This is a genomic window from Arthrobacter sp. P1_D12 (assembly GCF_056406175.1).
The window spans coordinates 178060-190939 of sequence record NZ_JBFUAR010000001.1; the positions used below are offsets into that span (position 1 = coordinate 178060).

Below are 12880 nucleotides of genomic sequence, written 5' to 3' on the forward strand. Positions count from 1 at the left end.
GCCCGGGGGTGTTAGCGGTGGGCCGGCACGGGGGCTGGCTCTGCCGCTGTCACGGGGAGCGGTTCCTGGGCGGCGAGGCGGTTTTGGCGGCGCTCCAGGGCCACGGCGAGGGCGCCGAGGGCGATGTTGACGACCAGGAATCCCAGCGCGGCAACAAACTGGGCCTGCAGCAGGGACCGGGTGTAGTACTGGCCGATGACGGTGGCGGACCTCAGCAGTTCCATGTAGCCGCCGAGCACAAAGGCCAGTGCTGTTCCCTTGAAGAGGATGATGAGCTGGCTCACGAGGGCAGGACTCATGGACCGCAGGGCCTGCGGGAGCAGGACCAGGCGCAGCGTCCCGACGTGGGAGAAACCCAGTGCGAGGGAGGCCTCGGCCTGACCGGGCGGCAGCGCGAGGATCCCGGAGCGCAGCAGGTCACCGATGACGGCCCCGCTGTACAGGGTCAGCGCGATGACCAGGAACCAGAAGTCCCCGAGTTTGAGGCCGTAGTTGGGCAGCACCAGGGACGTGAAGTAGAGCAGCAGGAGCAGGGGGATGCTGCTGAAGACGTCCGTGTAGACCCGGCAGGTCCGGCGCAGAGGTGCGTGTGTGGAGACGAGTCCGAAGGCCAGGAGGCATCCGGTGATCATGGACAGCACCATGCCGACGGCTGCGGCCGCAATGTTGTTCCACAGCCCCTGGCCGAGAAGCGCCCAGAGTCCGGGCTCGGCGAACGGGGCCCACGCCGCGGCGCTCAGCTCGCCTTTGTCGTAGAGGACGCGGAAGGCCAGATAGGCGCCGGCGATCACGATGAGGGCCGTGAGGATTTCCAGGAGCAGGTGGCGGCGTTTGGCGCGCGGACCGGCCGGGTCAAAAAGCGATACGGTACTCATCGGCTGAACGCCACCTTCTGATCGACTGCGGATACGAGCCGGCCGATGACCAGCCCGATGGCGAGGTAGCAGAGGGCGGCCCCGCCGAAGATAATGAACGGTTGTGCCTCATCCACCGCGATCTTGTCCGAAAGGAACGTCAGTTCGGATACCCCCACCAGGGCAGCGACCGAGGTGTTCTTGACCATGGTGATGAAGACGTTGCCCAGCGGTCTGGTCACCGTGGCGAAGGCCTGCGGGAGGACGATGAGTTTCAATGAGGCCATCGGCCCGAAGCCCAGGGCGCGTCCGGCTTCCAGCTCGCCGCGGTCCACGGTGTTCAGGCCCGCGCGCAGGGTTTCGGCAACGAACGGCGCGGTGTAGAGCACCAGGACGATGGCGGCCGAGGCGTAGAGCGAGAACTGGATGCCCAGGACCGGCAGTCCGAAGACAAACAGCACCATCTGCACGGGAAGCGGCACGTTCCGGAAAATCAGCACGTAGGCCGAGGAAACAGCCCGGGCCGTCCTGATGGGGCTGGTCCGCAGTGCGGCGAGCAGTGTCCCCAGGAGCACCGAACCGGCGGCACCCAGGAGAACGAGTCCCAGAGTCACCATCACGCCCTGGCCGAAATCGCCGAGGTGATTGAGAAGGAATGACATCAGCGGATCCCTACAGCGTTACTTTGGGCGGGGTAACGTCGCCGGGCTTGACCTGGCCGATCGTGGCGTCGTAGGCCTTCTTCCAGTCCCCGTCCGCGATGGCCTTGGTCAGGAGCTGATCGAGGTAGTCATGAAATGCTGCATCGTCCTTGGCCACGCCGATGGCAAATTCCTCGGCGTCGGCCAAATGGCCGTCCGCGATGCGGTAGGCATCCGGATTCTGGGACTGGACACCGAGCAGGATCGCCTCGGTCGTGGTCACCGCGTCGACCCTCTTATCCTTCAGTGCCTGCGCGCATTCACTGTAGGTGCTGAACAGGACCACGTTGGCCGCGGGCACGGCCGCACCGATGAGCTGGGCCGCGCGGGCGCCGGTGGTGGAACACACGGTCTTTCCGACCAGGTCCTCGGGTTTGTTCACTGAGCTGTCGTCCTTGCGTACCAGCAGGGCCACGTTGCTCTCAAGGTAGGGTCCGGCGAAACTGACGACTTTCTTCCGTTCGTCCGTCACTGCATAGGAGGCGATCACGGCGTCGACCTTGTTCTGCTGCAGGAACGCCTCACGGTTTTTGGTGACCGCCTCAACGAACTCGACATTCTCCGCACTGCCGGTAAGGTCCCTGGCCAGGATTCTGGCCATCTCAATGTCCAGGCCTTCCATCTTGCCGGTGATCGGATTCTTCACGCCAAAGAGCGGCTGGTCGAATTTGACCCCGACGATCACTTTGCCGCGTTTCTGGATCTTGTCCATCGTGCTGTTGGCCGGGAAGCTCCGGGCCGGTTGGGTCTCGGCGGCCGGGGTGCTGCCGCCGCAGGCTGTGGTGCCCAGGACCAATGCGCCGGCGATGGCCAGGGCCGGCAGGAAGTGCTCGCGTTTCATGGTGACTCCTTAGGGTGGGTGCGTCGTTGCACAGGTGCTGTTAATGGACCGAGGAGAGGAAGGCTTTGGCCCGGTCGGAGGAAGGAGAGGTGAAAAACGTTTCAGGGTCGGCAATTTCCACGATGGCTCCGGAGGCCATGAACACGATCCGGTCCGCGAAGGCCCGCGCGAACGACATCTCGTGCGTCACGACGATCATCGTCGTGCCGCTCTGCGCGAGGCTCCGCATGGTTGCCAGAACCTCGCGGGTGGATTCCGGGTCGAGCGCCGACGTCGGTTCATCAAAGAGCAGGACCTTGGGTTCCATGGCCAGTGCGCGGGCGATGGCTGCGCGCTGTTTCTGGCCTCCGGAGAGCTGGGACGGCCGGCTGTGTGCCTTGTCGGCGATGCCGACCATGGCGAGCAGTTCGTGGGCCCGTATCTCCGCCGCCTGTTTGTCCAGGCCGAGAATTTTCCGTGGGGCGACGGTGATGTTCTCCAGGATGGTTTTGTGGGAGAAGAGGTTGAAGGACTGAAAGACCATCCCCACCTCGGTGCGGAACTTGTACAGATCCCTGCCCTCCACCGGCTGTTCGTGGCCGTCGATGAGAATGTGGCCCTCGTCGATGGCTTCGAGCCGGTTGATGCACCGGCACAGCGTCGATTTGCCCGACCCTGAGGGGCCGAGGATGACGACCACCTCGCCGCGGCGCACCGACAGATCAATGCCGGTCAGGGCCTGCATGCTGCCAAAGCGCTTGCCGACTCCGCGGAACTCAACGACGGTGTCCGTCTCCGTGATGGCTGTCATGATCTATCTCCTTTGATGAATACGACTGTATACAGTGAAGTACAGTGTGGCATGGTGACCGCAATCACGGCAAGTCATTACGAGTCTTCGATGGGTGCGAACGCTTCGCCACCACCGCGGCAGTTACCAACGGCAGCGGTCTGCGCAACCGTGGCAGCACCGGGCTGATGCCCGGGAGAGGGCAGAAAAGCTGGCGCTTCGGGGCCCGGAGAGCTAGCCGGAGAGCCCGGCAGTGATCTTAGTGGGAGGCCGATTTCCGCAGCAGGTCGAGCCTGATCCGACGGGCTGTCTCCATGTGTTCGCGTGCGGTGTTCCGCGCAGCAGTTTCGTCGCCGGCGGTGATGGCCGCGACCAGCTTCGAATGCTCGGCCAGGGCCTCGTCCCAACGCTCTCCCACAGACAGAGTCGAGTGCGGCGTGCGGATCAGGTGGGTGGACAGCCGCTGCAGGAGATCCTGGAGCACGGGATTGTGCGCAGCCGCCCAGACGGCTGCGTGGAATTCCAGGTTCGTCGACGCCCGGGTGTTGTCATCCGGCTCCGAAAGTGCGCGGTCACGTTCCACCAGGCCTTCGAGCTGCATAATGTCAGTGATGTCGTGGGACAGGGCCGCCTGCCCGGCCGCCTCCTGTTCCAAAAGAATCCGCACGTCATAGACCTGGATGACTTCCTGGGGTGTTGCCTGATGGACCTGCAGTCCACGGGCGCCGCGGTCCAGAAGACGGTCGTGCTGGAGGCGGCGAAGAGCCTCGCGCACCGGCGTGCGGGAGACACCGAAGCGTTCCCCCAAGGTAACTTCCCGCAAGGGAGTGGCGGGAGCAATTGCACCGGCCAGGATTTCAGAGCGCAGCTGGGCGTAGATAGAATCCCCGTCGTGCCGCATCGTTTCAGAACCAGGTGACACAACGTTCCTTCCACAGTGGCGACTCGGAAGGGAGGCTTACGCCGCCACTCGGTCCCGCCAGTTCGCAGGCCCGAAGCCATCGCCCGGACACCCATAGTATTCCAGTGGATACGCAAGTGTCCAAGATGTGTTGTCCTTTCCATCCGGATGGTGCATGAGTCGGAGTTGTTCGGCCGCCGCGGCTTGGTTCGGCGTCAGTAACTTTTCGCCGTCCGGGCGGGGCTCGCCCGTCGGTGATACGTGCCGGTAAAGGGTCTGGCGGGTGATGCCGAGTTCGGTGCAGAGATCGCCGACTTTGGTTCCGGGCTTGCCCAGGGAGGCCGTGGCGAGCCTGAGTTTGGCCGAGGTCATTTACTCGGGAGACTGAGTCGCATAGCCCGACATGTAGATCGCTGCCCCCTGCAGGGCCGGTCAGATTAGACAGATGTCCGGTCGTGAAACGGCCTGAAGGAGCTGGAGCCGGCGAACCAGTCCGATTCGGGAGCATCGCCGGAGTTATCCCGCCGGGCACCCTCGATCCGTCCTCCTGGGTTGTGGAACTCACCGCCGAACAACACGAGGGGTTCCCGCTTGGTGATGTCCAGTGCGATGACCTCGCCGACGACGATGATGTGGTCGCCGCCGTCGTAGATATTCCACGGCCGGCACTTAAGCGTCGCGGCGTTCCCCGTCAGCACCGGGACGTTGCCGTCCAGCGTCCATTCCGGTTCCGCGTCAAGGACTTTGCCAGCGAAGTGCAGGGCCACATCCTTTTGTTCTACCGACAGGATATTGATAGCGAACGGCGCAGCTTCCAGATACCGGGCGCCGCGCGAGGACCGGGTCAGTGTGACCTGGGCAAGCGGCGGGTCGAGGGATAGCGCGGTGAAGGCGCTGACGGTGGCGCCGTGCGGAACGCCGTCGTCCGTCCGGGTGGTGACCACCGTGATACCGGTGGCGAACGTGCCAAAGGCGTGGCGCAATTCTCGTTCTTCAATGCATCCCATGGCTTCCTGAGTCATCGACTTCTCCTTTCTGCTGTTGTTCAGGCCGCGCTGAATTACCCAAGGTCCCCGCCGCCCACGGGCAGCACCGCGCCAGTGATGTAGCTGGCGTCGTCAGAGGCCATGAACAAGATCGGAGCTGCCTGTTCTTCCAGCGTGCCGTACCGCTTGAAGAGGGTGCTTTCGGTGGTCTGGTCCACGATCTGCTGGTACCACGTCTCTTCCTGGGCGGACTGCGCGTTCGGGTTGCGCGGGACCTTCCGCGGCGGAGCTTCGGTGCCGCCGGGCGCGGTGGCCACTACCCGGATACCCTTTGGAGCGGCTTCGAACGCCAGCGACGCGGTCAGAGCGTTGACCCCGCCCTTGGACGACGCGTATGGAACGCGATTGATGCTTCGGGTGGCTATCGAGGAGACGTTCACGATGACCCCGGCCGTCCGTTCGACCATGTGCGGCAGCACTGCGCGGCAGCACCACAGCGTGGGGAAGAGGGAGCGCCGTACTTCGGCCTCGATCTCGTCCTCCTCGTAGTGCTCGTAGGGCTTGGCCCAGATCGTACCGCCGACATTGTTGATCAGGATGTCGATGCGTCCAAACTCTGCCACGGCGTAGGCCATCAGGTCCACGGCGCCCGCATAGGTTTCCAGATCGCAAAGGAAATATCGTGCAGGTGCATCACTGGCCGTCAGCTCCGCACACACTTCAATGACCAGCTCGGACCGGTCCGCCAGCACCAAGGTGCCTCCCTCGGCCGCAATCCTACGGGCGACGACGGCCCCAATCCCTTGGGCAGCGCCGGTCACCACAACAACCTTGTCGGTAAAACGCATTGCTGTGCGTCCTCTCATATTGGGATTTTTCAGCCGTTGAGGCCAGTTCGATATCTGCGTAGGTGCCCCCGCGTCAGCTGATGGCTTCACGTTCCCGTGGCGCCGGCTCCGTCGAAGCAATCTGGGCTTTAGCTGTCGAGCTTCGCACCATCAGGGTGGCCAGTCCGGCCAGGACCAGGGGTACCGCGAGTGCCATGAAGTAGCCGGAGACGCCGAGTCCCGTGAGAATGAGCCCGCCGAGGGCGGAGCCCACGATGGAACCGAGGCGGCCAATTCCGATGCCCCAGCCGGTAGCCGTGGCACGAAGTTGAGTGGGGTAGGCGTTGGCGATCAGGTAGTTCAGGGCCAACTGCTGGCCGCCAATGCCGAAGCCTGCCAGCCCGATAAGCACGAAGACCAGCGCAAAGTTGGAGCCGGCCAGGCCCAGGCCCAGCGCGATGACGATCCCCGCCGCAAACATGACCAGCAGCAATTTTCTGGGGTTGACCTTGGGCAGGATGATGGACAGAGGGATGGCGAAGAGGATAAAGGCGCCGTTGACGGTCACGGTTCCCATCGCGGCCTGCGAGCCGGCCAGCCCCAACATCTTGAGCGCGGTTGGCATCCAGAGCAGCAGCAGGAACCACGCGATCCAATTGAGCAGGTAGGTGGCGAAGACTGCGATGGTGACCATCCGGTACTTAGCGGAGAAAAGTACGGCGACGGAGCTGCGCTCCTGCATTTTGTCGTTGGTTGCGAGCACGGCGTCCGGGCTGACTGGGCTCCCGGAAATTGAGGCCATGATCTGACGCGCCTGTGCGTCGGCTGCGGAGGTGCCCTTGGCCGCCAGGAAGATCGGCGATTCGGAGAGAATCTTGCTGCAGACCAAAACCATGGCAAGTGGCAGCACGCCGCCGGCCAGGAAGATGCCACGCCAGCCCATCACTGGCAGCCATGCCGCCGCCACAAGCCCACCGAGTAGCGCGCCACCAGGCAGGCCAAGCAACACCAATGTCATGAACGTGCCGCGGCGCGATTTGGGACTGTACTCGGCGGTCAGTGCCAGCAGCGCCGGGGTGGCCCCGCCCATGCCGAGGCCAATGAGGAAGCGCAGAATGACAATCTGCTCCAGGGATTGAGCAAAAGCACCGGCAAGGGAGAACACACCAAAAAGGGCCAGTGCGAGCAGGATGGTCTTCTTCCGACCGATCCTGTCCCCGAAGGTGCCAAGGGACATTGCGCCCACGCACATGCCAACGGTGCTGGCGGTGATCACCCAGGTCATGTCAGTGGCCTGCAGGCCGAAGTCTTCGGCGATTGCCGGTCCGATGAATGCAATCGACTGGGTGTCGAATCCGTCCAGCAGTGCGATCACGAAACAGAGGACGACGATGGACCATCGTTTGATTCCCATGGGCGTGTTGTCGATAACGTCTTGGACGTTATAGGCGAGTTTAGTCACCGGTAACTCACTTTCGTGTGATGTTCTGACCCGACTGATCCGGGGGCCGGGCGGCTGCGGCTACTTCATTTTGGGCACGCGGCATTACGGCAGGTGGTGGGGATGATATTGGGGTTGGGCCCGGGGCCGGGCGGTTCCGGCCCCGGCGCCGAAAAGGGGTGCTTAGCCCCGGGGGTCGAGCACGAAGTTATAGGTGACTTCGCGGCCCTTGCCGTCGGCGCGCTCGGTGGGGGCCAGGACGAGTTCGGGCTTCACGGCCGAGGCGATGTCGTCGGCGACGTGCTCGTCGCCTTCGAAGTAGAGCTGGGTGGTGATGAGCTCGTGCTTCGGGGCCGAAACCTTCAGGTGCAGGTGGGCCGGCCGCCAGGCGTGCCAGCCGGCCGCGGCGATGAGGGCACCGCAGGCACCGTCGGTGGGGATCTGGTACGGCGCGGGCTGCATGGTGTTGATCTGGAAGTTGCCCTGAGCGTCGGCGATGATGGAGCCGCGGAGGTTCCATTCGGGCAACCCGGGGGCGAACTGGGAGTAGAAACCGAGGTCATCGGCGTGCCACAGTTCGATCAGTGCTCCGGCGAGCGGCTGGCCGGCGACGTTCGTGACCTGGCCCTGGAACAGCAGCGGTGTGCCGGGTTCGTTGTCGCGCATCGGCAGGGTGGCCGGGGTGTTGAGCGTGGGGGCGTTCGGGATGTAGTACGGTCCCTCGATGCTGCCCTTGGAACCGTGGCGACTGGAGTTGGCGACCTCCTCGACGGAGTGCTCCACCCATACGTCCAGGAACAGCGGCCACTCCCCGTCCTCGCCGACCTGGATGAGCCAGGCCTTGAAAGCGTTGTATTCGTCGTAGGTGACCTTCTCGTCCAGGACGGTGTCGTTGATCGCCTTGATGACGCGGCCGGCAAGCGTGCTGACCCGCTCCTGGCTGGTGCCGGCCGCGAGGTGCTTGTTCTCCCGGAAGCGGGCGGTTGCCCCTGCGCCCGAGGAAGCTGCTGTGGCTTCGGTTTCCATTGTCATGGTGACTCCCTTGTCAAAAAAGAAGGATGGTAAAAACGGTCGGCGGTTCCGGACTGGCAAATTTCGCTCAGTGCCGTGCCGCACATCACATCCGGTGTTGATTCAACGGTAGGCCCGTAATTGGTCGAGGGGAAATACCTATTTCCGGCCCATTGAAAGCTTTTGGATATGAATGTTCGAGTGAGGGGCCGGGCTATTCGACAGCGGACGGGTGCTTGGCCAGCGGCGTCACCTTGATGTCCATGTAGGGGAAGAGCGGCAGTTCGGAGAGCAGGGTGTGCAACTCGTCGTTGTCCGCGACGTCGAACACCGAGTAGTTGGAGTATTCGCCCACGACCCGCCACAAATGCGCCCAGCGTCCGTCGCGCTGCAGCTGCTGGGAATACTCCCGCTCTTCCACCTTGATGGCGTCGGCGCGTTCCTTGGGCATGTCCAGCGGAATATTGACGTCCATGCGGACCAGATACAGCATGTGGTTCTCCTTGCGTGGTGGGGAGCGGTGTGCCGGCGTTCTGAAGCAGGATGCGGGCCGGGCCGGGCTAGTCCTGCCGGTATTTCTGCAGCTTGTCGGCGTCGATGGCCGCGCCGACGCCGGGGACCTCGCGGACCCGGATGGCACCGTCCATGATTTTTAGCGGCTCCGCGAGCAGGTCATCCGTCATGTCCAGGTAGTTGGAGAGCTCCCCGGCCCGCCGGGAGCTGGCCTCGAACGCCGCACCAAAGGTGACCGTGGCGAGGCTGCCGATCTGGGTGTCGATCTGGTTGCCCATCGTGACGTCCACGCCGAGGCCCACGCAGAGGCCGAGGATCTGCTGGGCTTCGGTGAAACCGCTGCGCGCAGTCTTAATGCAGATCGCGGTGCTGCCGCCGGAAAGCAATTCGCGGGAGACATCGCCCAGGGTGGGGACACTTTCGTCGCCCACGATCGGGATGCTCGAGCTCTGCACCAGCCGGCGCCGGCCCATCGCCTCGCCGGCATCGCACGGCTCCTCCAGCATGGACAGGCCCAGGCCCTCGGTCCTGCGCAGGACCTCCATGGCCTCGTTCGCCGTCCAGCCACGGTTGGCGTCGAGGTAGATCTCGGCGTCTTCGCCAAGGCCCTCCCGCAAAACATGGCAGGCCTCGACGTCGAGGGAGAGGGGCCGCCGCCCGGTCTTGAGCTTGAAGGTGTTGATGCCGTACGTTTCACGGAACCGCAGCGCTTCTTCCAGAAGCTCGGCGGCGGGCTTGAAGCCCAACATGTGCGAGACCCGCATGCTGTCGGTGAAGCCGCCCAGCAGTTTGTGCACCGGGGTGCCCAGCGAGATCCCGATGACATCCCAGAGCGCGATGTCCAGGGCCCCCTTGGCCGTGGGGTTGTTGACCGTGCGCCGGAGCAGCTGCTGGACCTTGGAGCGGTCCAGCGGGTCCAGCCCGATGAGTTGCGGGGCAAAGACCTTGGTCACCACCGAGACGATCGAATCCTGGGTTTCGCCGTAGGTGTAGGGCCGCGGCGGGGTGTCCGCGATACCGCAGATGCCGGTGTCCGTGTAGATCCGGACCAGCACGTGTTCCGCGGAAGTCACCTCGCCGCTGGCGAACTTCAGCGGCCGCGCGTAAGGAATGGCGTAGGGAATGGCCTCTATGCGGTCAATTTTCACGGGGTGGTTCCTTTGTTGCGGATGCGGGTTGTGACTGTGGCGGGGACTGGGCCGGCGACTCCGCGGGGCGAAGCGGGGGCTGTTGCTGGCCAGGGCCCGATGTGGGAGGTAAATCGAAGAGCTGCAGGAAGCTGCGCAGCAGGGGTGTCTCAGCGTCGCGGATCCAGGCAACGGCGAGGTCGACCGGCGGCGGGTTATGCAACGGTCGGAAGACGACACCCTGAAAGGAAAACATCCGGGAAGTCATCGGCACTAGGGCGATCCCCATCCCCGCCGCGACGAGCGAGAGCAGGGTGGAGGTTTCCCTGGCCTCCTGGACGAGCCGCGGCTGGAACCCGGCTTTGCGGCAGGCGTCCACGACGATGCTGGTGACCGCGGAGTAGCTCGGATAACCGACGAAGTCCTGGCCGGCGAGCTCCGCCAGTTCCAGGGTGCCCTTTTCCGCCAGCGGCGAATCCGCCGGGAGGGCCGCGACCAGCTGATCCTGTTCGAGGAGTTTGAGGGCCACAGTTCCGGAGCGGACTGGGGGTCGGAGGACGGCGACGTCGAGCCTTCCGTCCTCGAGTGCGGACTCCATCTGCGGCGTCAGCATTTCGCCCTGAACGGTGATGCGGAGCCCGGGAAAAGTGCGTCGGGCGGCCTGGACGATGCTGGGCATCAGCCGGTAGGTGGCTGTTCCGGTGAAGCCGACGCGGAGGACGCCAGTGGCACCTGCGCCGACCTGCCGGACGTCCTCCTCCAGAGCTTCCAGTTCCTGGATCAGCAGCCGTCCTCGATCCAACAGGACCTGTCCGGCTGGGGTGAGATCCACCTTGCGCGTAGTGCGCAGCAGCAAGGGTGTGCCGAGCTGTTCCTCCAGCTGCCGGATCTGTTGGGACAACGGCGGCTGGGCCATGTGCAGCCGCTGGGCTGCGCGGCCGAAGTGACGTTCCTCGGCCACTGCAATGAAGTACTTGAGGTGGCGCGTCTCCATTAGAAGCTCCCGGGCAGCTCGAAGCAGGCGATATGCCGTACTCCGACCAGCTTAGGAGGGCGGATTAGTTAGGGGAAATACCTATTTCGGAGCTATTGGGACGTTTCGCATACCAATCTCCGCCTGTGGGCGGCCGGGCGCGGATCAGGCAGGCCAGCGGCAAGGAGGGTTACATTGTTCGAAAGGCAAGCTGGCCAAGATGTCGGCCCAGCCGAAGTGCTTGAAGACATAGCCGCCCGGCGATGCCGCGGTGACGACCCGGTAGATGAAGTCTGCAAGGAAGATCACGCTGAAAACGGCGTTCATCACCGTGATCACGGTGTCGAGCGATTTGCCCACTTGTTGCCTCACATGAAAACCTCCGAGCGACAGCTGTCACGCGGGCAGCAACCATAACCCACGCTCCGGGCACCGCTTCGGCTGGTGACCGCACTCACCGACCCACTGTTGAAATCAGACGGACTGGTACTTGGACCAACGTGGACGGGATCGCTTGATTATGCGGGCGTGCACCAGGCACGCGCCAAATAGCACCACCAAATAGCTCTGTCATTCACACGGCTGAGCAAGGCAGGCCCGGGCTCGCCCCCGCACCCCGGGACTCCGGCAACCACCACCGCCCCCGCCGCCGGGGTTCCGTTGTTTCGTGTGGCTCGGTTAGTCCGCGATCAGCGTCTGAAGGGGCGCTGCCCGTCGTGCAGTGGTGCGCCGACGGGATCATGAACGGCTTGAGGGGAGGTGACCTTGTGATGGAGAGTCGAGTACAAAGAAGTCCCGCGCCCCTTCGATTGGGGGGTGTCCCTATGCTTTTGGTCAAGCGGCCAGGGCGGGCTTCTCGTCGTAGAAGGTGCCGTGTCTGAGCATGGAGTAGATGACGTCGCAGCGGCGGCGGGCCAGGCAGATGACGGCGGCGTTGTGTTTCTTTCCCTGGGCGCGTTGTATCGTCGCTGCGGTCTTGATGCCGACTCCCGGCATGGACATCAAGACCTGGGAAAGAGGGAAGTCATCGAGGAGTTTTTCGACTTCTTCTGCGACGATGGCGCGTTGGTGTTTGAGTTCCTTGATCTGGGCGGCGACGCGGGGGATGACCAGTTCGACGGCTTCGGTGCCGATCACGGTGACGGTCTGCTCGCCCAGTGCCGAGAAGACCGCCTCGATGAGATTCACGGGGTCCTTGCGGCTGTGATTTCTGGCCCAGCGCAGCACGTTGGACCGGCCCGCGGCACGCAGGCCGGTGGGTCCGGAGTACTTGATGAACAGCTCCAAGACCAGGGATCTGGTCAGTACGGTTCCCGGGAAGGCGCGCTCCAGGGCGGGGAAAATCTGCAGCAGGAGGGAGCGCAGGCGGTTGATCGCCCTGGTGCATTCATGGGTCAGATCCGCGTCAAATCCGGAAAGGACCTTCAGCGCCGCGAGCACCTCGCTGTCCCGGTCAACGGCCCGCAGGGTGTGCGGCATCGACCGTGCCGTCTCGGCGATGATGAACGCATCCCGGGCGTCCGTCTTGGACTTGCCGGGATACAGGTCCGCGGCTTTGCGCATCGCCAGGCCCGGAAGGTAGGCCACGGTGCAGCCGCAGTCCCGCGCCACGGCTATCGGCAGCGCCCCGATGGTGTTGGGCTGATCCACGATCACCAGCACCCGGCCGTGCTGCTGCAGACCGAGGAAAAGCTCGCGCAACCGCGCCTCATCCTGGGGCAGCGGCTTGTCGAAGACCCGTTCTCCCGCGGTGTTCAATGCGGCGGCGTGATGCTCGGATTTGCCGACATCTAGTCCGCAGTAGACCTCGTATCCTTCGTCCATCCGGCGCTCCTTTGCACCACGACATGGCCGCAGTCACAACACCCGATGCTGGCACCCACGTTACAAAGAGACCTGGCACCAGTGGAAGGAGCCGGCCGTGTCCCTATCAGCA

At 64.0% G+C, this 12880-nt stretch carries 14 protein-coding genes; all 14 read right to left on the bottom strand.

The window, feature by feature from the left end; all coding sequences use genetic code 11:
- Positions 1–11: 11 nt before the first annotated feature.
- A complete protein-coding gene (locus AC1DZV_RS00810; protein ID WP_476952704.1) occupies positions 12–875 on the bottom strand; it encodes an amino acid ABC transporter permease in 864 nt (287 codons plus the stop codon).
- The gene (locus AC1DZV_RS00815; protein ID WP_476952705.1) at positions 872–1516 is read right to left on the bottom strand and encodes an amino acid ABC transporter permease; all 645 of its coding nucleotides are present in this window, start codon (positions 1514–1516) and stop codon (positions 872–874) included. The genes AC1DZV_RS00810 and AC1DZV_RS00815 overlap by 4 nt, the downstream gene beginning before the upstream one ends.
- Before the next feature lie 10 nt (positions 1517–1526).
- Positions 1527–2396 (bottom strand): glutamate ABC transporter substrate-binding protein, encoded by an 870-nt coding sequence (locus AC1DZV_RS00820; RefSeq protein ID WP_476951296.1) that lies wholly within the window; start codon positions 2394–2396, stop codon positions 1527–1529.
- 40 nt (positions 2397–2436) lie between these two features.
- A complete protein-coding gene (locus AC1DZV_RS00825; RefSeq protein WP_476952706.1) occupies positions 2437–3186 on the bottom strand; it encodes an amino acid ABC transporter ATP-binding protein in 750 nt (249 codons plus the stop codon).
- A gap of 238 nt (positions 3187–3424) precedes the next feature.
- The gene (locus tag AC1DZV_RS00830; protein WP_243178471.1) at positions 3425–4087 is read right to left on the bottom strand and encodes a GntR family transcriptional regulator; all 663 of its coding nucleotides are present in this window, start codon (positions 4085–4087) and stop codon (positions 3425–3427) included.
- 416 nt (positions 4088–4503) lie between these two features.
- Positions 4504–5088 (bottom strand): flavin reductase family protein, encoded by a 585-nt coding sequence (locus AC1DZV_RS00835; RefSeq protein ID WP_476952707.1) that lies wholly within the window; start codon positions 5086–5088, stop codon positions 4504–4506.
- Positions 5089–5126: 38 nt separating this feature from the next.
- A complete protein-coding gene (locus AC1DZV_RS00840) occupies positions 5127–5900 on the bottom strand; it encodes a 1,6-dihydroxycyclohexa-2,4-diene-1-carboxylate dehydrogenase (protein WP_476952708.1) in 774 nt (257 codons plus the stop codon).
- 73 nt (positions 5901–5973) lie between these two features.
- Complete coding sequence (locus AC1DZV_RS00845; RefSeq protein WP_476952709.1) at positions 5974–7293, bottom strand: MFS transporter; 1320 nt, start codon at positions 7291–7293, stop codon at positions 5974–5976.
- Between the two features lie 210 nt (positions 7294–7503).
- Complete coding sequence (gene catA / locus AC1DZV_RS00850; protein WP_476952710.1) at positions 7504–8352, bottom strand: catechol 1,2-dioxygenase; 849 nt, start codon at positions 8350–8352, stop codon at positions 7504–7506.
- Positions 8353–8545: 193 nt separating this feature from the next.
- The gene (gene catC / locus AC1DZV_RS00855; RefSeq protein WP_476951291.1) at positions 8546–8824 is read right to left on the bottom strand and encodes a muconolactone Delta-isomerase; all 279 of its coding nucleotides are present in this window, start codon (positions 8822–8824) and stop codon (positions 8546–8548) included.
- A 67-nt stretch (positions 8825–8891) separates the two neighbouring features.
- Positions 8892–9992 carry a mandelate racemase/muconate lactonizing enzyme family protein gene (locus tag AC1DZV_RS00860; RefSeq protein WP_476951290.1) on the bottom strand — a complete coding sequence of 367 codons (1101 nt, stop codon included), beginning with the start codon at positions 9990–9992 and terminating at the stop codon, positions 8892–8894.
- The gene (locus AC1DZV_RS00865; protein WP_476952711.1) at positions 9982–10965 is read right to left on the bottom strand and encodes a LysR substrate-binding domain-containing protein; all 984 of its coding nucleotides are present in this window, start codon (positions 10963–10965) and stop codon (positions 9982–9984) included. The genes AC1DZV_RS00860 and AC1DZV_RS00865 overlap by 11 nt, the downstream gene beginning before the upstream one ends.
- A 144-nt stretch (positions 10966–11109) precedes the next feature.
- Positions 11110–11304 carry a hypothetical protein gene (locus tag AC1DZV_RS00870; protein ID WP_476952712.1) on the bottom strand — a complete coding sequence of 65 codons (195 nt, stop codon included), beginning with the start codon at positions 11302–11304 and terminating at the stop codon, positions 11110–11112.
- A 474-nt stretch (positions 11305–11778) separates the two neighbouring features.
- A complete protein-coding gene (locus AC1DZV_RS00875) occupies positions 11779–12768 on the bottom strand; it encodes an IS110 family transposase (RefSeq protein ID WP_476952713.1) in 990 nt (329 codons plus the stop codon).
- Positions 12769–12880: the final 112 nt, after the last annotated feature.